This window comes from Mycobacterium sp. 1245805.9 (assembly GCF_001672915.1).
Taxonomy (GTDB): Bacteria; Actinomycetota; Actinomycetes; order Mycobacteriales; family Mycobacteriaceae; genus Mycobacterium.
This window is the reverse complement of sequence record NZ_LZKR01000177.1, coordinates 1-18,660: the sequence shown is the minus strand read 5'-3', so window position 1 is coordinate 18,660 and position 18,660 is coordinate 1. Positions and strand designations below refer to the sequence as shown.

15 protein-coding genes and 1 pseudogene are annotated in these 18,660 nt (G+C 71.8%); 13 read left to right on the top strand and 3 right to left on the bottom strand.

Features of this window, described 5'->3' with window-relative positions; genetic code table 11:
* The first annotated feature begins 72 nt into the window (after window positions 1–72).
* Entirely contained in the window at window positions 73–957 is an 885-nt protein-coding gene (locus A9X00_RS24010; protein WP_067159222.1) for a mycobacterial-type methylenetetrahydrofolate reductase, read from the top strand.
* Window position 958: 1 nt separating this feature from the next.
* On the opposite strand, the gene A9X00_RS24005 is transcribed toward A9X00_RS24010, so the two are convergent.
* On the bottom strand, window positions 959–1,606 hold the full coding sequence (locus A9X00_RS24005; RefSeq protein WP_067159219.1) for a DUF3153 domain-containing protein: 648 nt from the start codon (window positions 1,604–1,606) through the stop codon (window positions 959–961).
* Window positions 1,607–1,731: 125 nt separating this feature from the next.
* Window positions 1,732–2,340, bottom strand: a complete 609-nt coding sequence (locus A9X00_RS24000) for an N-acetyltransferase (protein ID WP_067159154.1) — start codon at window positions 2,338–2,340, stop codon at window positions 1,732–1,734.
* 327 nt (window positions 2,341–2,667) lie between these two features.
* Between A9X00_RS24000 and A9X00_RS23995 the strand changes: the two genes are divergently transcribed.
* The 12 genes from A9X00_RS23995 (at window position 2,668) to murC (ending at window position 18,282) form a co-directional block, all read left to right on the top strand.
* A complete protein-coding gene (locus A9X00_RS23995) occupies window positions 2,668–3,069 on the top strand; it encodes a DUF3040 domain-containing protein (protein WP_067159151.1) in 402 nt (133 codons plus the stop codon).
* Window positions 3,070–3,460: 391 nt separating this feature from the next.
* On the top strand, window positions 3,461–3,892 hold the full coding sequence (gene mraZ / locus A9X00_RS23990) for a division/cell wall cluster transcriptional repressor MraZ (RefSeq protein WP_067159148.1): 432 nt from the start codon (window positions 3,461–3,463) through the stop codon (window positions 3,890–3,892).
* Complete coding sequence (gene rsmH / locus A9X00_RS23985) at window positions 3,867–5,036, top strand: 16S rRNA (cytosine(1402)-N(4))-methyltransferase RsmH (protein ID WP_082975470.1); 1,170 nt, start codon at window positions 3,867–3,869, stop codon at window positions 5,034–5,036. The genes mraZ and rsmH overlap by 26 nt, the downstream gene beginning before the upstream one ends.
* Complete coding sequence (locus A9X00_RS23980; protein WP_067159140.1) at window positions 5,033–6,214, top strand: hypothetical protein; 1,182 nt, start codon at window positions 5,033–5,035, stop codon at window positions 6,212–6,214. Before rsmH ends, A9X00_RS23980 begins: the two co-directional genes overlap by 4 nt.
* The gene (locus tag A9X00_RS23975; RefSeq protein ID WP_067159137.1) at window positions 6,211–8,223 is read left to right on the top strand and encodes a penicillin-binding protein 2; all 2,013 of its coding nucleotides are present in this window, start codon (window positions 6,211–6,213) and stop codon (window positions 8,221–8,223) included. Before A9X00_RS23980 ends, A9X00_RS23975 begins: the two co-directional genes overlap by 4 nt.
* A gap of 162 nt (window positions 8,224–8,385) precedes the next feature.
* Window positions 8,386–9,912: a UDP-N-acetylmuramoyl-L-alanyl-D-glutamate--2,6-diaminopimelate ligase gene (locus A9X00_RS23970; RefSeq protein ID WP_067159135.1), complete on the top strand. Its 1,527-nt coding sequence runs from the start codon at window positions 8,386–8,388 to the stop codon at window positions 9,910–9,912.
* Entirely contained in the window at window positions 9,909–11,432 is a 1,524-nt protein-coding gene (gene murF, locus A9X00_RS23965) for a UDP-N-acetylmuramoyl-tripeptide--D-alanyl-D-alanine ligase (protein ID WP_067159132.1), read from the top strand. The genes A9X00_RS23970 and murF overlap by 4 nt, the downstream gene beginning before the upstream one ends.
* Window positions 11,429–12,508, top strand: a complete 1,080-nt coding sequence (gene mraY, locus A9X00_RS23960) for a phospho-N-acetylmuramoyl-pentapeptide-transferase (protein ID WP_067159129.1) — start codon at window positions 11,429–11,431, stop codon at window positions 12,506–12,508. The genes murF and mraY overlap by 4 nt, the downstream gene beginning before the upstream one ends.
* A gap of 1 nt (window position 12,509) precedes the next feature.
* Entirely contained in the window at window positions 12,510–13,961 is a 1,452-nt protein-coding gene (murD, locus tag A9X00_RS23955; RefSeq protein WP_067159126.1) for a UDP-N-acetylmuramoyl-L-alanine--D-glutamate ligase, read from the top strand.
* A gap of 6 nt (window positions 13,962–13,967) precedes the next feature.
* Window positions 13,968–15,629: a putative lipid II flippase FtsW gene (ftsW, locus tag A9X00_RS23950; RefSeq protein ID WP_067159123.1), complete on the top strand. Its 1,662-nt coding sequence runs from the start codon at window positions 13,968–13,970 to the stop codon at window positions 15,627–15,629.
* Window positions 15,626–16,816 carry an undecaprenyldiphospho-muramoylpentapeptide beta-N-acetylglucosaminyltransferase gene (murG, locus tag A9X00_RS23945; RefSeq protein ID WP_067159120.1) on the top strand — a complete coding sequence of 397 codons (1,191 nt, stop codon included), beginning with the start codon at window positions 15,626–15,628 and terminating at the stop codon, window positions 16,814–16,816. Before ftsW ends, murG begins: the two co-directional genes overlap by 4 nt.
* Window positions 16,813–18,282 carry a UDP-N-acetylmuramate--L-alanine ligase gene (gene murC / locus A9X00_RS23940; protein ID WP_067159117.1) on the top strand — a complete coding sequence of 490 codons (1,470 nt, stop codon included), beginning with the start codon at window positions 16,813–16,815 and terminating at the stop codon, window positions 18,280–18,282. Before murG ends, murC begins: the two co-directional genes overlap by 4 nt.
* Here the strand turns inward: murC and A9X00_RS23935 are convergent.
* Window positions 18,251–18,619: pseudogene (locus tag A9X00_RS23935) on the bottom strand (cell division protein FtsQ); the annotation flags it as partial. The gene murC and the pseudogene A9X00_RS23935 overlap by 32 nt on opposite strands.
* Window positions 18,620–18,660 lie beyond the last annotated feature (41 nt).

Sequence of the window (18,660 nt, the reverse complement as noted above, 5' to 3'; positions counted from 1 at the left end):
CCTCACTATTCCGCCCCTATGCTGGCGATCTGGAAGACAAGTCGTCCGGTGGATCTGATCGATAGGAGCCGCGTGACCCTCAACACCATCGCGCTCGAGTTGGTGCCCCCCAACGTCGAAGATGGCAAGGAACGGGCCCTCGAAGACGCGCGAAAAGTGGTGCGGTACTCGGGCGAATTCGGCCTCGACGGCCAAATCCGGCACGTGATGATCCCCGGGATGATCGCCGAAGACGACGATCGGCCCGTCGCCATGAAGCAGAAGCTCGACGTCCTGGACTTCTGGTCGATCATCAAGCCCGAATTGCCGGGGTTCCAGGGCCTGTGCACCCAGGTGACCGCGTTCATGGACGAGGTGTCGCTGCGCCAGCGGCTCACCGACCTGTGCGACGCCGGCATGGAGGGCGTCGTCTTCGTCGGCGTCCCGCGAACCATGAACGACGGCGAGGGCTCCGGCGTCGCGCCGACCGACGCCCTGTCGATCTATCGAGACCTGGTCACCAACCGCGGCGTGATCGTGATCCCTACCCGCGAGGGCGAGCAGGGCCGGCTGAACTTCAAGTGCAACCAGGGCGCGACGTACGGCATGACCCAGCTGCTGTATTCCGACGCCATCGTGGGCTTTCTGACCGACTTCGCCAACAACACCGATCACCGGCCCGAGCTGCTGCTGTCCTTCGGGTTCGTGCCGAAGGTGGAGAGCCGCGTCGGCCTGATCAACTGGCTGATTCAGGACCCGGGCAACGCCGCGGTGGCCGGCGAGCAGGAGTTCGTGAGGCGGTTGGCCGGCAGCGAACCGGAGCAGAAGCGCCGGCTGATGGTCGACCTGTACAAGCGCGTCATCGACGGGGTCGCCGAGCTCGGCTTTCCGCTGAGCATCCATTTCGAGGCGACCTACGGGGTGTCCGGGCCGGCATTCCAGACCTTCGCGGAGATGCTCGACTACTGGTCGCCCTAGGCTAGCCGGGCGGGTGGTCGCGCGGCGCGGTAAGCCGTGGTGAGCGGTCGCGGCTCATCCAGGCCAGCACCGCCACCACGCCGGCCGCCGCGAAGGACGCGATGCCCAGCCACACGCCGGCGCCGGTGAAGTTCCGGGTGTTCGGATCGGTGTAGCGGGCGTTGGCGCTCATGGTGGTCACCACGCCCGGTTTGAGCTTCCACGACACCACGTCGGCCTCGACGCGGTCGCCGTTGGTGGACGTCACGACGCCGGGGAAGGCGACCGTCAGCTCTACGTCGGCGTCGTTGTCGGTCACCGACGTCAGGTCCGCCCGGCCCTCGAGGATCACCAGGTTGCCGTTCCGGCGCAGTGACAGGTTCACCCCCTGGGCGTCGGGGTTCATGTTCGCCAGCTGCGGCAACTCGGCGAAGGTCAGATCGGAGAACACCGCCTGCGAGCCGACGTAGCCGTCGCTGTCGTAGTTCGACACGGCCACTTTCTGGCCGAACGGCAGGTTGTTGGTGTCGAGCTGCGGGCCGGTGTCCTTCGGCGTCTTCGGTTTGGCCGCCGCGATGATCTCGCCGGACACCAGGTCATCGGGCGAGATGGTGAGCGACGCCCGGACCCGTAGGCACCCGCCGGCCAGGGGCACGATCAGCAGCAGCATCGCGATGGCCAGGGCGCGGCGCCGCCGGGGTGTGAAGCCGCGGGGCCGAACCGGGGCGGGGCTGGCGTGCACGAGGTCATCGTGCCAGATCCGGCGCGCCGGGTGTGGCGCGCCGGGCGGTGTCGCTACAGCGGAAGGGTGCGGCCCAGGATCGCGAACGCGCGTGGGTCCCCGGCGAAGTGGTAGCGCCGGATGATGTCGGTGAAGCCCAGCCGCCGGTACAGCCGCCAGGCACGGTTCGGTTCCCCGTTGATTTCCGGCGTGGAAAGCAGCACGTTCTCCTCGGGGCGCCCGGCGAGCAGCCGGCGGGCCAACGCCTCGCCGAGGCCGCGGCCCTGCGCGCGGGGGTGGATGTGCAGCTCGGTCAGCTCGAAGTAGCTGTTCATCAGCCGGGCGATCTCCTGGGGCGGCGAGCCGCCGCGTTGCAAGCCCAGGACCACCTGCTGCTGCCACCACTGCCCGGGCGCCCCGGGGTAGCCGTAGGCCACCCCGAGCAGCGGGGCGTCGCTCAGTTCGGCCGGCGACGGGGCCTGGGCGCCGGGACCGTCGGGCGCCTCGGCCTCGACGGCGGCCACCCCCTGCCAGCCGTGCCGACGGATGTGTTCGAGCCACATTGCGGCCCGCTGGTTCTCGGTGCCGCGCGGGTATCGCATCGCTTCGACGTAGACGCCGAGGGCGTCGGGCAGACGGCGCTCCATATCGTTCGGCGGCAGATCGATGAGGAATATCGCCAACTCGCGGTGTCCTCCTCATCGGATGGCTTCAGGTGTGAGTTCGGCCCCGTGGCGCTGTCGCCATTATCCGACCCCCGCGGCCCGGCGCGCCCGGCGGCTGCGGGTAACGGCATGCCAACAGCGGGCCGAAACGTGCCGCTTCGGCAAGCGGGTTGCGGCGCACCGTGGTTGCGAGGTCTGCGGGCGTGCGAGCGCGGCCGGGATAGAATCGCTGCCGAACCAGTGGTACGCCGCAGATTGACCTCGTATCATTTGTGGTAGTTGCCCTTAACGGGCATCCGCGTGCTATCGATAGTTACGTGCCAAACTGTCGGCAAGGAGGGACGAATGCCACTCTCCGATCATGAACAGCGGATGCTCGATCAGATCGAGAGCGCCCTCTACGCGGAGGATCCCAAATTCGCGTCGAGCGTCCGCGGCGGAGGGTTGCGCGCGCCGACCGCGCGGCGGCGCCTGCAAGGCGCGGCGCTGTTCGTCGTCGGCCTGGCGATGTTGGTCTCCGGGGTGGCGTTCAAAGCCACGATGATCGGAAGTTTCCCGATTCTCAGCGTCTTTGGCTTCATCGTGATGTTCGGCGGCGTGGTCTATGCGATCACCGGCCCCCGGTTGGCGGGCCGGCCGGACCGTTCCGGATCGGCGCCCGGATCGGCGCGCCAGCGTCGCAACAAGCCCGGCGGCTCGTTCACCAGCCGCATGGAGGATCGCTTCCGCCGGCGCTTCGACGAGTAGCGGGCACAACGCGTCGCAAGGGGTAGCCATCACGGCTACCTCTTTTTTTGCGCTCGAGCGAGCGATGCGCGGGGCGTAGTTCAATTCGACTCCCAATCGAGCCCAAATTGAGCCCATCAGCCACGACACGCCCCACCGGGCCCCACCGAGGCGCCCCACTGCGCCCCACCCGCCGATTTCATGGCTTTGAAGTGCGATTTTCCGGTGCGGCGGTCGGGCGTCAACGGGACTCCGGGAGCCGTCGACCGGCGCCGCGACCGCGCTTGGTGGCGGACAAGCGGGAAAACTCGGCCGCGACACCCTAGAAATGGGGCGAAGTGGGGGATGGTGGGGTATGGTGGCTGAAGCGTTTGGGTGAGGCGAGAGCCGGGTCTCCACGGGAGGTGAGCTGGTGTTTCTCGGCACCTACACGCCCAAGCTCGACGACAAGGGGCGGCTGACGTTGCCCGCCAAGTTCCGCGACACGTTGGCAGGGGGGTTGATGGTCACCAAGAGCCAGGACCACAGCCTCGCGGTCTACCCGCGGACCGAATTCGAGGCGCTGGCGCGCCGGGCCAGCAAGACCTCACGCAGCAACCCCGAAGCCCGAGCCTTCCTGCGCAATCTCGCCGCCGGCACCGACGAGCAGCATCCCGACGCGCAGGGCCGCATCACCCTGTCGGCCGACCACCGTCGCTACGCGAACCTGACCAAGGACTGCGTGGTGATCGGGGCGGTCGACTACCTCGAGATCTGGGATGCGCAGGCCTGGCACGACTACCAGCAGACCCACGAAGAGAACTTCTCCGCGGCCAGCGATGAAGCACTCGGCGACATTATCTGAGGCGCATGCCCGTGCATCGTGGCCTCTGCCCGAACCGACCCTGGCGTACTTCCCCAACGCCAGGTTCGGACCTTCGGACAGGGACCTGGGTGCAGGGGCGCCTCTCCGGGAAGGCCTTGCGGTGGCTGAGAATTCGGATGACTTCGGGCATGTGCCCGTCCTGCTGGACCGCTGCGTCGAGCTGCTCACCCCCGCCCTGACGCGCCGGCACCCGGACGGTGGCGGCGCGGTCCTGGTCGACGCCACGCTGGGCGCCGGCGGTCACGCCGAGCGATTCCTGACCGACCTGCCCGGTCTGCGCCTGATCGGACTCGACCGCGACCCCAGCGCCCTCGACATCGCCCGGGCCCGACTGGACCGGTTCGCCGACCGGGTCACCCTGGTGCGCACGCGGTACGACGGCCTGCCCGACGCGCTCGCCGAATCCGGCTGTGCCGCAGCCGAATCCGTCGACGGGATCCTGTTCGACCTCGGCGTCTCCTCCATGCAGCTCGACCGCGCCGAACGGGGCTTCGCCTACGCCCAGGACGCGCCCCTGGACATGCGGATGGACCCGTCGTCACCGCTGACCGCGGCCGACATCGTCAACACCTACGACGAGGCCGCGCTGGCGGACATCCTGCACCGCTACGGCGAGGAGCGGTTCGCCCGCCGCATCGCCAAGCAGATCGTCGCCCGGCGCGCCCGCGCCCCATTCACCTCGACCGCGGAGTTGGTAGAGCTGCTGTACCAAGCGATTCCGGCGCCCGCCCGGCGCACCGGCGGACACCCGGCCAAGCGCACCTTCCAGGCGCTGCGGATCGCCGTCAACGACGAACTGACCTCGCTGCGCGACGCCCTCCCCGCCGCGCAGGACGCGTTGACGGTCGGCGGGCGCATCGCGGTGATGGCCTACCAATCGCTGGAGGACCGGATCGTCAAGCGCGTCTTCGCCGACGCGGTCGCGTCGCGCACGCCGGTGGATCTTCCGTTCGAACTTCCCGGCCACGAGCCGAGATTCCGGTCGTTGACCCGCGGCGCCGAGCGCGCGGACGCGGCCGAGATCGAACGCAACCCGCGCAGCGCCGCGGTGCGACTACGGGCGCTGCAACGGCTCGAGCCAAACGGGCAATCACGGCAGGCTAGCGGGAAGGGCGACTCATGAAGGTAAGGCGCGAGACGCCCAAGCGCCGGGCCGGACGCGACGGCGCGGCCCGCAAGGGCCGGCGCGCCGCGGGCGACTCGGCGTCCGCTCGCCGCACGCGGCCCGGGACCGCCTCGGCCAACGCCCGCGAGGGCCGGTCGCACAACTCCGGGCCGCAAACCAGCCCGATCGCCCGGCCGGTCGAGCGGTCGGGCCGGCCCAAGAACACCAGCCAGGCCAAGGCACGGGCGAAGGCACGGAAAGCCAAGGCGCCCAAGGTCATCCGTCCCCGGCTGACCGAGCGCCTGGCAACCCGGCTCGCGTCGATCGACCTGCGGCCCCGGACGCTGGCGAGCAAGGTTCCGTTTGTCGTGCTGATCATCGGCGCCCTCGGCCTGGGCCTGGGCCTGACGCTGTGGTTGTCCACCGATTCCGCCGAGCGCTCCTACAAGTTGAGCCACGCCCGCGAGAAGAACCGGATGCTGCAGCAGCAGAAGGAATCGCTGGAACGCGATGTGCGCGAGGCGGAATCGGCGCCGGCGCTGGCCGAAGCGGCCCGCAAACAGGGCATGATCCCGACGAGGGACACCGCGCACCTGGTCCAGGATCCGACCGGTAACTGGGTGGTCGTCGGCAGCCCGAAGCCGGCCGACGGCGTGCCGCCGCCACCCCTGAACAGCAAGATCTCCGACGCGCCCCCACCGCCTCCGCCGCCGCCGGCGCTTCCACCGGAGGTCCCGGTCCGGGTGATGCCCGCGCCCGGGGCACCCGGGGCGCCACCCGTGCCGGCGAGGTCGGGACCGGAGGCGCTGTTGCGCGCCCCGGACGGCTCGTCGACCGTGGGTGGCCAGCACCTGCCCGCGCAGCTGCCCGTCGCGCCGCTGCCGGGGATGCCCGGCGGGCCGGCTACCGGGCACTTCCAGGGTGTGGTGCCCGTGCTCCCGACGCCGGGGCTGCCGTCCCCCGCGGGCCCCGCGCAACCCCCGGTGCCCGCCGAGGTTTCGATCCCCATGGGCGGGCTGCCGATCCCGGCCCCCGCGCCGGTGCCCGCCCCGCTGCCGGCGGAGGTGCCGGTCCCGGTGCGCCCGGCAATGCCCGGCCCGGCCGCGCAGGCCCCCCAGGTTCCGCAACCGGGCGTGCCGGCTAACGGCCAGCAGTTCGTGCCCCCCATCGCCACGACGCCGGGCGCCGCCCGGTGAGCCGCGGCGAGGACGGGCGGGCGCGCCGGTCGCCGTCGGCGCGGCCGCCGCGTCGGCCCCGCAAGCCGCAGGAGCCCAAGGACCTTCGGCAACCGAAGAAGCCCCGTAAAGCCAAGCAGGCCAAGCAGACCCGCTCAGCCGAAGCCGCGGCCGTCGGACACTCGGCACGCGAGCGGCGCACCCGCCAGATCGTGGAGGTGGGGACGCGCGGCGCGTCGTTCGTCTTCCGGCATCGGGCCGGCAACGTGGTGATCGTGGTGCTGATGGCGGTCGCGGCGGCGCAGCTGTTCGTCCTGCAGGTGACCAACGCCCCGAAGCTGCGCGCCCAGGCGGCCGGGCAGCTGAAGGTCACCGACGTCGAGAAGGCGGTCCGCGGCAGCATCGTGGACCGCAACAACCAACAGCTGGCGTTCACCATCGAGTCCCGCGCATTGACGTTCCAGCCCAAGCGGATTCACCAGCAGCTGGAGGAGGCGAAGAAGAAGAACCCCGCCGCCCCCGATCCGCAGGAGCGGCTGCGCGACATGGCCAAGGAGGTCTCCGCCCGGCTGAACAACAAGCCCGACTACGCGACGGTGCTGAAGAAGCTGCAAAGCAACGAAAACTTCGTGTATTTGGCGCGCGCCGTCGACCCCGCCGTCGCCAGCGCGATCTCGGACAAGTTCCCCGAGGTCGGCTCCGAACGCCAGGATCTGCGCCAGTATCCGGGCGGATCGCTGGCGGCCAACATCGTTGGCGGCATCGACTGGGACGGCCACGGGCTGCTCGGGCTGGAGGACTCGCTGGATTCGGTCCTGTCGGGAACCGACGGCTCGGTCACCTATGACCGCGGATCCGACGGCGTCGTCATCCCCGGCAGCTACCGCAACCGGCACCGGGCCGTCAACGGTTCGACCGTGCAGCTGACCCTCGACGACGACATCCAGTTCTACGTCCAGCAGCAGGTCCAGCAGGCGAAGAATCTGTCTGGGGCGCACAACGTTTCGGCCGTCGTGCTGGACTCCAAGACGGGCGAGGTGCTGGCGATGGCCAACGACAACACCTTCGACCCCTCCCAGGACATCGGGAAGCAGGGCGACCGGCAGCTGGGCAACCTGGCGGTGTCCTCGCCGTTCGAACCGGGATCGGTGAACAAGGTGATCACCGCGTCGTCGATCATCGAGTACGGCCTGTCCAACCCCGACGAGGTGTTGCACGTGCCCGGCTCGATCCAAATGGGCGGCGTCAGCATCCACGACGCCTGGGATCACGGCGTGATGCCCTACACCACCACCGGCGTGTTCGGAAAGTCGTCGAACGTCGGCACCCTGATGCTCGCGCAGCGCGTCGGCCCGGAACGCTTCTACGACATGGTCCGCAAGTTCGGGCTGGGCCAGCGCACCAACGTCGGGCTGCCCGGCGAGAGCGCGGGTCTGGTGCCGCCCATCGACCAATGGTCGGGCAGCACCTTCTCCAACCTGCCTATCGGCCAAGGGCTTTCGATGACCCTGCTGCAGATGACCGATATGTACCAGACGATCGCCAACGACGGCCTGCGGGTGCCGCCGCGGATCATCAAGGCCACGATCGCGCCCGACGGCACCCGGACCGAAGAACCGCACCCCGACGGTGTCCGGGTGGTGTCGCCGCAGACCGCGCAGACCGTTCGGGGCATGTTGCGCGCCGTCGTGCAGAGCGACCCGATGGGCTACCAACAGGGCACCGGGCCGGCGGCCGCGGTGTCCGGCTACCAGATGGCCGGCAAGACGGGGACGGCCCAGCAGATCAACCCGGGCTGCGGCTGCTACTTCGACGACGTCTACTGGATCACGTTCGCCGGCATGGCCACCGTCGACAACCCCCGCTACGTCGTCGGCATCATGATGGACAACCCACAGCGCAACGCGGACGGCACGCCCGGGCATTCGGCGGCCCCGCTGTTCCACAACATCGCGGGCTGGCTGATGCAGCGCGAGAACGTGCCGCTGTCCCCGGATCCGGGGCCCCCGCTGACCCTGCAGGCCACCTAGCCTCTCCGCCGCGCCCTCTCCGCCGCGACGGTGCGTGTCTGTACGGCGACACGCGGCGGAGGGTGTACAACTGCGCACGCTCGCCCGGGAACGCCTCGCGGCCGGCGCCCCTCGGTAGGGTGTCATGGCCGATCAAAAGGACCACGCGGGTGGACGGGAGGTGTGTCGGTGTCCACGGATTTGCGCCCCAGCGCCGGCGCCGGCGTCCGGTTGCCCGTCCTGGCGGCCCGGGTCGGTGCGGTGATGGCCCACGGGGTGGCCGTCCCCGACGTGCCGGTCACCGGCGTGACGCTGCGCGCCCAGGAGGTGCGGCCCGGTGACCTCTACGCCGCCCTGCCCGGCTCGACCACGCACGGCGCCCGGTTCGCCGGCGACGCGATCGAGGGCGGCGCCGTCGCGGTGCTCACCGACGCCGCCGGGGTCGCCGAGATGGGCGAGGCGGCCGCGACCCTGCCCACCCTGGTGCACCCGTCGCCGCGCGGCGTGCTGGGCGGCCTGGCCGCCGCCGTGTACGGCAACCCGTCGGAGAAGGTCACGGTCATCGGGATCACCGGGACGTCCGGCAAGACCACCACGACCTATCTGGTCGAGTCCGGCCTGCGCGCCGGCGGGCGGACGCCAGGGCTCATCGGCACCATCGGCATCCGCGTCGACGGCGCCGACATCCCCAGCGCGCTGACCACACCCGAGGCCCCCGCGCTGCAGGCGTTGCTCGCGGCGATGGCCGAACAGGGCGTGGACACCGTGGTGATGGAGGTGTCCAGTCACGCGCTGTCCCTGGGCCGGGTGGACGGCACCGGATTCGCGGTGGGCGCGTTCACCAACCTGTCCCGCGACCACCTCGACTTCCACGGCACCATGGCCGACTACTTCGAGGCCAAGGCCGCGCTGTTCGACCCCGAATCGCCGCTGCGCGCCCGCCGGGCCATCGTGTGCATCGACGACGACGCCGGCCGCGCGATGGCCGCCCGCGCCGAGGAACCGATTACCGTCAGCGCCGCCGGCGAACCCGCCGACTGGCGCGCCGTGGACGTGGCGCCGATGGGCGCCGGGGGACAAGAGTTCACCGCGGTGGACCCCGCCGGCGTGCACCACCGCGTCGGCATCCGGCTGCCCGGCCACTACAACGTCGCCAATGCCCTTGTGGCGCTCGCGATCCTGGACGCGGTGGGCGTCTCCCCGGAGCAGGCGGCCCCGGGGCTGCTGCAAACCCGCGTCCCCGGGCGGCTGGAGGAGATCGACCGAGGCCAGGATTTCCTCGCGCTGGTCGACTACGCCCACAAGCCCGAGGCGCTGCGCGCGGTGCTGACCGCCCTGGCGGGTCCGGAGCGCCGGCTGGCGGTGGTGTTCGGCGCCGGCGGCGACCGCGACCCGGGCAAGCGCGCGCCGATGGGCGAAATCGCCGCCGGACTGGCCGATTTGGTCGTCGTCACCGACGACAACCCCCGCGGGGAGGACCCGGCCGCCATCCGCCGGCAGATCCTGTCCGGGACCGCGGCCGGCTCGGCGAAGGTCGTCGAGATCGGCGACCGCCGGGCCGCGATCGAGCACGCGGTGGCCTGGGCGGCCCCTGGCGACGTGGTCCTGGTCGCGGGCAAGGGCCACGAAACCGGGCAGCAGGGGGCCACCGAAACCCGTCCGTTTGACGACCGGGTGGAGCTGGCCCGCGCGCTGGAGGCCCGCCGGTGATCGACCTGACCGTCGCCCAAATCGCCGAAATCGTCGGCGGCACACTGGCCGACATCGCACCGGCGGACGCCGCCGAACTGCGCGTCACCGGGACCGTCGAGTTCGACTCGCGCGCCGTCGGCCCGGGCGGGCTGTTCCTGGCGCTGCCGGGGGCCCGCTCCGACGGCCACGACCACGCGGCTTCGGCAGTCGCGGCCGGCGCGGTCGCCGTGCTTGCGGCCCGGCCGGTCGGGGTGCCCGCCATCGTCGTGGCCCCGACCGGGGCGGGCGACACCCGGGCCGGGGTGCTCGAGCACGACGCCGACGGCTCCGGCGCCGCGGTCCTGGCCGCGCTGGCCAAGCTGGCGCGGGCGGTCGCGGCCGAACTGGTCGCCGGCGGGCTGACCATCATCGGGATCACCGGCTCGTCGGGAAAGACCTCCACCAAGGACCTGGTGGCCGCCGTGCTCGCGCCCCTCGGCGAGGTGGTGGCCCCGCCGGGGTCGTTCAACAACGAGCTGGGCCACCCCTGGACGGTGCTGCGCGCGACGCGGCGCACCGACTACCTCGTTCTCGAGATGTCCGCGCGGCACCCCGGCAACATCGCCGCGCTGGCCGAGATCGCCACCCCGGCGATCGGCGTGGTCCTCAACGTCGGCACCGCCCACCTCGGCGAGTTCGGCTCGCGCGAGGCCATTGCGCGAACCAAATCCGAACTGCCACAAGCAGTTCCGCCATCTGGCGTCGTCATCCTCAACGTCGACGACCCGGCCGTGGCGGCGATGGCCGACGTCACCGCCGCCCGGGTGGTCCGGGTCAGCCGCATGAGCCAGACGGACGCCGGGCCGAGCGACGTGTGGGCCGATGGAGTGTCGCTGGACGAACTGGCCCGCCCGCGCTTTACCCTGCACGCGATGGACAGCGCCGCCCCGGTACAACTCAGCTTGTTCGGCGACCACCAGGTCACCAACGCGCTGTGCGCCGGCGCGGTCGCGCTGCAATGCGGCGCCGGCATCGAGCAGGTCGCCGACGCGCTGGCCGTGGCGGGGCCCGTGTCGAGCCACCGCATGCACGTGACCACCCGCGCCGACGGCGTCACGGTGATCGACGACGCCTACAACGCCAACCCGGATTCCATGCGGGCCGGGTTGCAGGCGCTGGCCTGGATCGCCCACGGGCAGGCCGAAAAGCGCAGGAGCTGGGCGGTGCTGGGCGAGATGGCCGAGCTCGGCGACGACGCAATCACCGAGCACGACCGCATCGGCCGGCTCGCGGTGCGCTTAGATGTGTCTCGACTCGTTGTCGTCGGAACCGGGAGGTCGATGAGCGCCATGCACGGCGGCGCGGTCTTAGAAGGGGCAGGAGGCGCGTGGGGTTCCGGTGAGCGAGGCTCCGTTAATGTGCCCGACGGCGACGCCGCGCTGGCGCTGCTGCGGGCGGAACTGCGGCCCGGCGACGTCGTCCTGGTCAAGGCGTCCAACGCCGCCGGCCTGGGCGCGCTCGCGGAAGCGCTGGCGGCCGACACCGGGGCGCGCCCGTGAGACAGATCCTCATCGCGGTCGCGATCGCGCTGACCGTGTCCATTCTCTTGACCCCCGCGCTGATCCGGCTGTTCACCCGCCAGGGCTTCGGCCACCAGATCCGCGAGGACGGCCCGCCCAGCCACCACACCAAGCGCGGCACCCCGTCGATGGGCGGCGTGGCGATCCTGGCCGGCATCTGGGCGGGATACCTGGGCACCCACCTGGCGGGCCTGGCGTTCGACGGCGAGGGCATTTCCGCGTCGGGTCTGCTGGTGTTGGGCCTGGCCACCGTGCTGGGCGTCGTCGGGTTCCTCGACGACCTCATCAAGATCCGCCGGTCGCGCAACCTCGGGCTGAACAAGACGGCCAAGACGGTCGGGCAGATCGTCGCCGCGGTGCTTTTCGGCGTGCTGGTGTTGCAGTTCCGCAACGCGAACGGCCTGACACCGGCCAGCGCGAATCTGTCCTACGTGCGGGAAATCGCCACCGTCACACTGGCTCCCGGGTTGTTCGTGCTGTTCTGCGTCGTCGTCGTCAGCGCCTGGTCCAACGCGGTTAACTTCACCGACGGCCTGGACGGGCTGGCCGCCGGCTGCATGGCCATGGTCACCGCCGCCTACGTGTTGATCACCTTCTGGCAATACCGCAACGCGTGCGTCACCGCGCCGGGCCTGGGCTGCTACAACGTGCGCGACCCGCTGGACCTGGCGCTGATCGCGGCCGCCACCGCCGGCGCCTGCATCGGCTTCCTGTGGTGGAACGCAGCGCCGGCCAAGATCTTCATGGGCGACACCGGCTCGCTGGCGCTGGGCGGCATCATCGCGGGCCTGTCGGTCACCAGCCGCACCGAGATCCTGGCCGTCGTGCTGGGCTCGCTGTTCGTCGCGGAGGTCACCTCCGTCGTCCTGCAGATCCTGGCCTTTCGCACCACGGGGCGCCGGGTGTTCCGGATGGCGCCCTTCCACCACCATTTCGAACTGGTCGGCTGGGCCGAGACCACGGTGATCATCCGCTTCTGGCTGCTCACCGCGATCACCTGCGGCCTGGGCGTGGCCTTGTTCTACGGTGAGTGGCTGGCCACGATCGGAGCCTGACGTGCTTGAGCCCTTGGTTGCGGGGGCGCCCGTGCTGGTGGCCGGCGGCGGCGTGACGGGCAGGGCGGTGCTGGCGGCCCTGACCCGGTTCGGTGCCGTTCCCACCTTGTGCGACGACGACCCCGAAACGCTGCGCCGCTACGGCGACGACGGCGTCGCGACCGCAACGACGTCGAGCGCGGCGGAAAGGGTCGCCGACTACGCCCTGGTGGTCACCAGCCCCGGCTTCTCGCCGACCACGCCGCTCCTGGCGGCAGCGGCGACGGCCGGCGTGCCCATCTGGGGCGACGTCGAGCTGGCCTGGCGCCTCGACGCCGCCGGGCACTACGGGCCGCCGCGCCGCTGGTTGGTGGTCACCGGGACCAACGGCAAGACCACGACGACGTCGATGCTGCACGCGATGCTGGTCGCCGGCGGGAAAAGCAGCGTGCTGTGCGGCAACATCGGCGACCCGGTGCTCGAAGTGCTGGACCGGCCCGCCGACCTGCTGGCCGTCGAGGCGTCCAGCTTCCAGCTGCACTGGGCGCCCTCGCTGCGGCCCGAGGCCGGCGTCGTGCTCAACATCGCCGAGGACCACCTGGACTGGCACGCCACGATGGCCGAATACACCGCGGCCAAGGCCCGGGTGCTCGGCGGCCGGGTGGCGGTCGTCGCGCTGGACGACGCCCGGGCCGCCGCGCTGCTGGACACCGCGTCCGCGCCGGTGCGGGCCGGTTTCCGGCTCGGCGAACCGGCCGCGGGCGAACTCGGCGTGCGCGACGGGCTGCTGGTCGACCGCGCCTTCGCCGACGACCTGGCCCTGCTGCCGGCCGAGTCGATCCCGGTGCCCGGCCCGGTCGGGGTGCTCGACGCCCTGGCCGCGGCGGCCCTGGCCCGCAGCGTCGGCGTGCCGGCCGAGGCGATCGCGAGCGCCGTCGCGACCTTCCGGCTCGGCCGGCACCGGGCCGAGGTCGTGGCCGTCGCCGAAGGGATCACCTACGTCGACGACTCCAAGGCCACCAACCCGCACGCCGCGCAGGCGTCGGTGCTGGCCTACCCGCGGGTGGTGTGGCTGGCCGGCGGTTTGCTGAAGGGCGCCTCCGTCGACGCCGAGGTCGCCAGGATCGCATCGCGGCTGGTCGGCGCGGTGCTCATCGGCCGAGATCGCGCGGAGGTTGCACAGGCGTTATCGCGACACGCGCCGGATGTCCCCGTCGTCCACGTTGTGACAGGCGAGGATGCTGATATGGATGCGACTGCTGTGGTTCCTGATGCTTCTGTGACAGAAGTGAGACCTTCCGACGGCGATCTCGGCGCTCGCGTCATGACCGCGGCCGTGGCCGCCGCGCGGGACCTCGCCAAGCCGGGCGACACCGTGCTGCTGGCACCGGCCGGCGCGTCGTTTGACCAGTTCGCCGGTTACGCCGCCCGCGGCGACGCGTTCGCCGCCGCCGTCCGCGCTGCGACCCGGTAACTGACGGTGGGAAACGCGCTGACCCGGCGGCTGCGCCGGGGCAAGGGAAGTAAAGAGACCGCCGCGCTCGAACAGGCCGATGCGGAGTCGGAGACTTCGGACGCCTCGATCGATGAGGACGCGACCGACGCCTTCGAGCCCGCCGAGAAGCCCTCGGGAGGCGCACGGGCCAGGTTTGTGTCCCTGCCGGCCGGTCTGCGCGGCCGCTTCGGCGCCTGGCTGGGCCGGCCGATGACGTCGTTTCACCTGATCATCGCCGTCACCGGGCTGCTGACCACGCTGGGTCTGATCATGGTGCTGTCCGCCTCGGGCGTGCGCTCCTACGGCGCCGACGGGTCGGCGTGGGTGATCTTCGGCAAGCAGGTGCTGTGGACGATCATCGGGCTGATCGCGGCCTACGTCGCGATGCGCGTATCGGTGCGCTTCATCCGGCGCGTGGCCTTCACCGGCTACCTCGTCACGATCATCTTGCTGGTGCTGGTGCTGGTGCCCGGCATCGGCAACCTGGCCAACGGCTCGCGTAAGTGGTTCGTGATCGCCGGCTTCTCGATGCAGCCGTCCGAGCTGGCCAAGATCGCGTTCGCAATCTGGGGCGCCCACCTGCTGGCGGCGCGGCGCATGGAGCGGGCGTCGTTGCGCGAGATGCTGATCCCGCTGGTCCCGGCCGCCGTCATCGCGCTGGCGCTGATCGTCGCCCAGCCCGACCTGGGGCAGACGGTGTCGCTGGGCATCATCCTGCTGGCCCTGCTGTGGTACGCGGGGCTGCCGCTGCGGGTCTTCGTGACCTCGCTGCTGGCCGTCTTCATGGCCGGCGCGATCCTGGCGATGTCCGCGGGGTACCGCTCGGACCGGGTGCGGTCCTGGATCAACCCCGAAAACGACCCGCAGGACACCGGCTACCAGGCTCGGCAGGCCAAGTTCGCGCTGGCCCACGGCGGCATCTTCGGCGACGGCCTCGGCCAGGGCGTCGCCAAGTGGAATTACCTGCCCAACGCCCACAACGACTTCATCTTCGCGATCATCGGCGAGGAGCTGGGCTTCATCGGCGCGTTCGGGCTGCTGGCCCTGTTCGGCGTCTTCGCCTACACCGGGATGCGGATCGCGCGCCGCTCGGCCGACCCGTTCCTGCGGCTGCTGACCGCCACCACCACCATGTGGATCCTCGGGCAGGCGTTCATCAACATCGGCTACGTGATCGGCGTACTGCCCGTCACCGGCCTGCAGCTGCCGCTCATCTCTGCAGGCGGAACATCCACGGCCGCAACGCTTTTCATGATCGGGATCATGACCAACGCGGCCCGGCACGAACCGGAGGCGGTGGCCGCGCTGCGCGCCGGTCGCGACGACAAGGTGAACCGGTTGCTGCGGCTGCCGCTACCCCAGCCGTACGTGCCCAGCCGCGTCGAGGCGTTCCGCGATCGCAAGCGGGTGGGCCCGCAGGCCGCCGGCAAGGGGCCCAAGGCGCCCGCGCGCAAGGCGCCCCGCGCCGCCGACGCCCCGGTGCGGGGGGCCGCAGGCCGAAAGGCCGCCCGCCCGGCACGCCAGTCTGGGGGCGGCGCCCGCGGGCGGGGAGGGCATCATGGATCTGGCCAGCGCTACGCCGGCCAGGGCGCCGGCCAGCGTAAGGCACGGCGAACTCGCGCATTGGAAGGTCAGCGTTACGGGTGAACGGCACGATCAAACAGCCGGCCGGCGGGCTGGGGGCAAGCCCCTCGCCCGCCGGTGCTGCATCATCGGCCCGTGATTCCCTCTCGGTCGTGCTCGCCGGCGGCGGGACGGCCGGCCACGTGGAGCCCGCGATGGCCGTCGCCGACGCGCTGCGCGCCCTCGACCCGCGCGTCCGGATCACCGCGCTGGGCACCGCCCGCGGCCTGGAAACCAGGCTGGTCCCCGAGCGCGGCTATCACCTCGAGCTGATCACGCCCGTCCCGCTGCCGCGCAAGCCCAGCGGTGACCTGGCCCGGCTGCCGCCGCGGGTGTGGCGCGCGGTCCGCGAGACCCGCGCGGTGCTCGACGCCGTGGACGCCGACGTGGTGATCGGCTTTGGCGGCTACGTGGCGGTGCCGGCGTACCTGGCCGCCCGCGGCATCCCCGGGCTGCGCCGCCGCGTGCCCGTGGTGATCCACGAGGCCAACGCCCGGGCCGGCATCGCCAACCGCGTCGGCGCGCGCACGGCCGACCGGATCCTCTCGGCCGTGCCGGATTCCGGGCTGCGCGGCGCCGAGGTGGTCGGGGTACCGGTCCGGGAGACCATCACCGCGCTGGACCGCGCCGCGCTGCGCGCCGAGGCGCGCAAGCACTTCGGCTTCGCCGACGACGCCCGGGTGCTGCTGGTGTTCGGCGGCTCGCAGGGCGCGGTCTCGCTGAACCGGGCGGTGTCCGCGGCCGCCGCCGACCTGGCCGCCGCCGGTGTCGCCGTCCTGCACGCCCACGGCCCCAAGAACACCCTCGAGCTGCGCACGCCCGAACCGGGCGACCCGCCCTACGTGGCCGTGCCCTACCTGGACCGGATGGACCTGGCGTACGCGGCCGCCGACCTGGCCATCTGCCGATCGGGGGCGATGACGGTCGCGGAGGTGTCGGCCGTCGGCCTGCCTGCCATCTACGTGCCGCTGCCGATCGGCAACGGCGAACAGCGGCTCAACGCGTTGCCGGTGGTCAACGCCGGCGGCGGCATGGTCGTCGCCGACGGCGATCTGACGCCGGCGCTGGTCGCGCGCGAGGCGGGCGGGCTGCTCAACGACCCGGCGCGGCTGGCGGCGATGACGACGGCCGCCGCGCGGGTGGGACACCCGGACGCGGCGCGACGGGTGGCCCAGGCGGCGCTGGACATCGCGGCGCGGAGGCGAGGGTGACCGGCGACCAGCTGCCACCCGAGCTGCGGCGCGTGCACATGGTCGGCATCGGGGGAGCCGGGATGTCGGGCATCGCCCGCATCCTGCTGGACCGGGGCGCGCTGGTGTCGGGGTCGGACGCCAAGGAGTCGCGCGGCCTGCACGCCCTGCGGGCCCGGGGCGCGCTGATCCGCGTCGGCCACGACGCGTCGTCGCTGGATCAGTTGCCGGGCGGCGTCACCGCGGTCATCACCACCCACGCCGCCATCCCGAAGACCAACCCCGAGCTCGTCGAGGCGCGCCGGCGCGGCATTCCCGTGGTCCTGCGGCCCGCCGTGCTGGCCAAGCTGATGGCCGGCCGCACCACGCTGATGGTCACCGGCACGCACGGCAAGACGACGACGACGTCGATGCTGATCGTCGCCCTGCAGCACTGCGGGCGCGACCCGTCGTTCGCCGTCGGCGGCGAGCTCGGCGAGGCCGGCACCAACGCCCACCACGGCAGCGGCGACTGCTTCGTCGCCGAGGCCGACGAGAGCGACGGCTCGCTGCTCGAGTACACGCCCAACGTCGCCGTGGTCACCAACATCGAGACCGATCACCTGGACTTCTACGGCAGCGCCGACGCGTACGTCGCGGTGTTCGACGCGTTCGTCGAGCGGCTCGCACCCGGGGGAGCGCTCGTCGTGTGCACCGACGACCCGGGGGCGGCGGCGCTGGCCGAGCGCACCGCCGAGCTGGGCATCCGGGTGCTGCGCTACGGCTCCGCGGGCGAAGGCCTGGCCGCCAGGCTGCTGTCGTGGGAGCAGCAGGGCACCGAGGCGGTCGCGCACATCCAGCTCGCGGGCGAGGAACACCCGCGCGTGATGCGGCTCTCGGTGCCCGGGCGGCACATGGCGCTCAACGCGCTGGGCGCGTTGCTGGCGGCGCTCGAGATCGGGGGCGCGGCCGACGACGTGCTCGACGGGCTGGCCGGATTCGAGGGCGTGCGGCGCCGATTCGAATTGGTCGGCACCTCGGGAACCGGTCCGGAGGCGGTCCGGGTGTTCGACGACTACGCCCACCACCCCACCGAGATCGCGGCCACGCTGGCCGCGGTCCGCACCGTCCTCGAGCAGAGCGGAGACGGTCGCTCCATCGTGGTGTTCCAGCCCCATTTGTATTCGCGCACAAAGGCTTTCGCCGCCGAGTTCGGTCGCGCGCTGGACGCCGCCGACGAAGTGTTCGTCCTGGACGTCTACGGCGCGCGCGAACAACCGCTCACCGGCGTCAGCGGGGCCAGCGTCGCCGAGCACGTCGGCGTGCCGGTGCGCTACCTGCCGGATTTCTCCGCGGTCGCCGAGGAGGTCGCCGCGGCCGTGGGCCCCGGCGACGTCGTCGTCACCATGGGCGCCGGCGACGTGACGCTGCTGGGGCCGGAGATCGTGACCGCGCTGCGGCTGCGGGCCAACCGCAGCGCGCCGGGCAGGCCGGGGATACCGCGATGACCGAGCCGACCGAGGCCAACCCGCCCAGCCCGACGCCGACGACGGCCACCACCACGCTGATGAGCAGCATCTTGAGGCCCCGGACGACGCCGCGGGTCGCGGGTTTCGGCTGGTTGACGATGCGCCCGCTGGCCTGGCGCTTGGCCTCGCGGCGGGCCTCCTCGATGGCCCGGGCGCGCGCCTGCGCGGCGCGGCGCTCGGCCCGTTCGCGGCGGGCCCGCCGGCGCGGGCCCTCGAATTCCGCCTGCTCTTCGGGCGCGGCCTCGCCTTGCTGCCCGGTCGCGAGGGGTTCGGTGATCACGCCGTCGTCGGCGTCGGGCTGGGGCTGGTGCTGTATTTCACGCCCGCGATGTCGGTGAGCGTGAACGTCGTCACCGG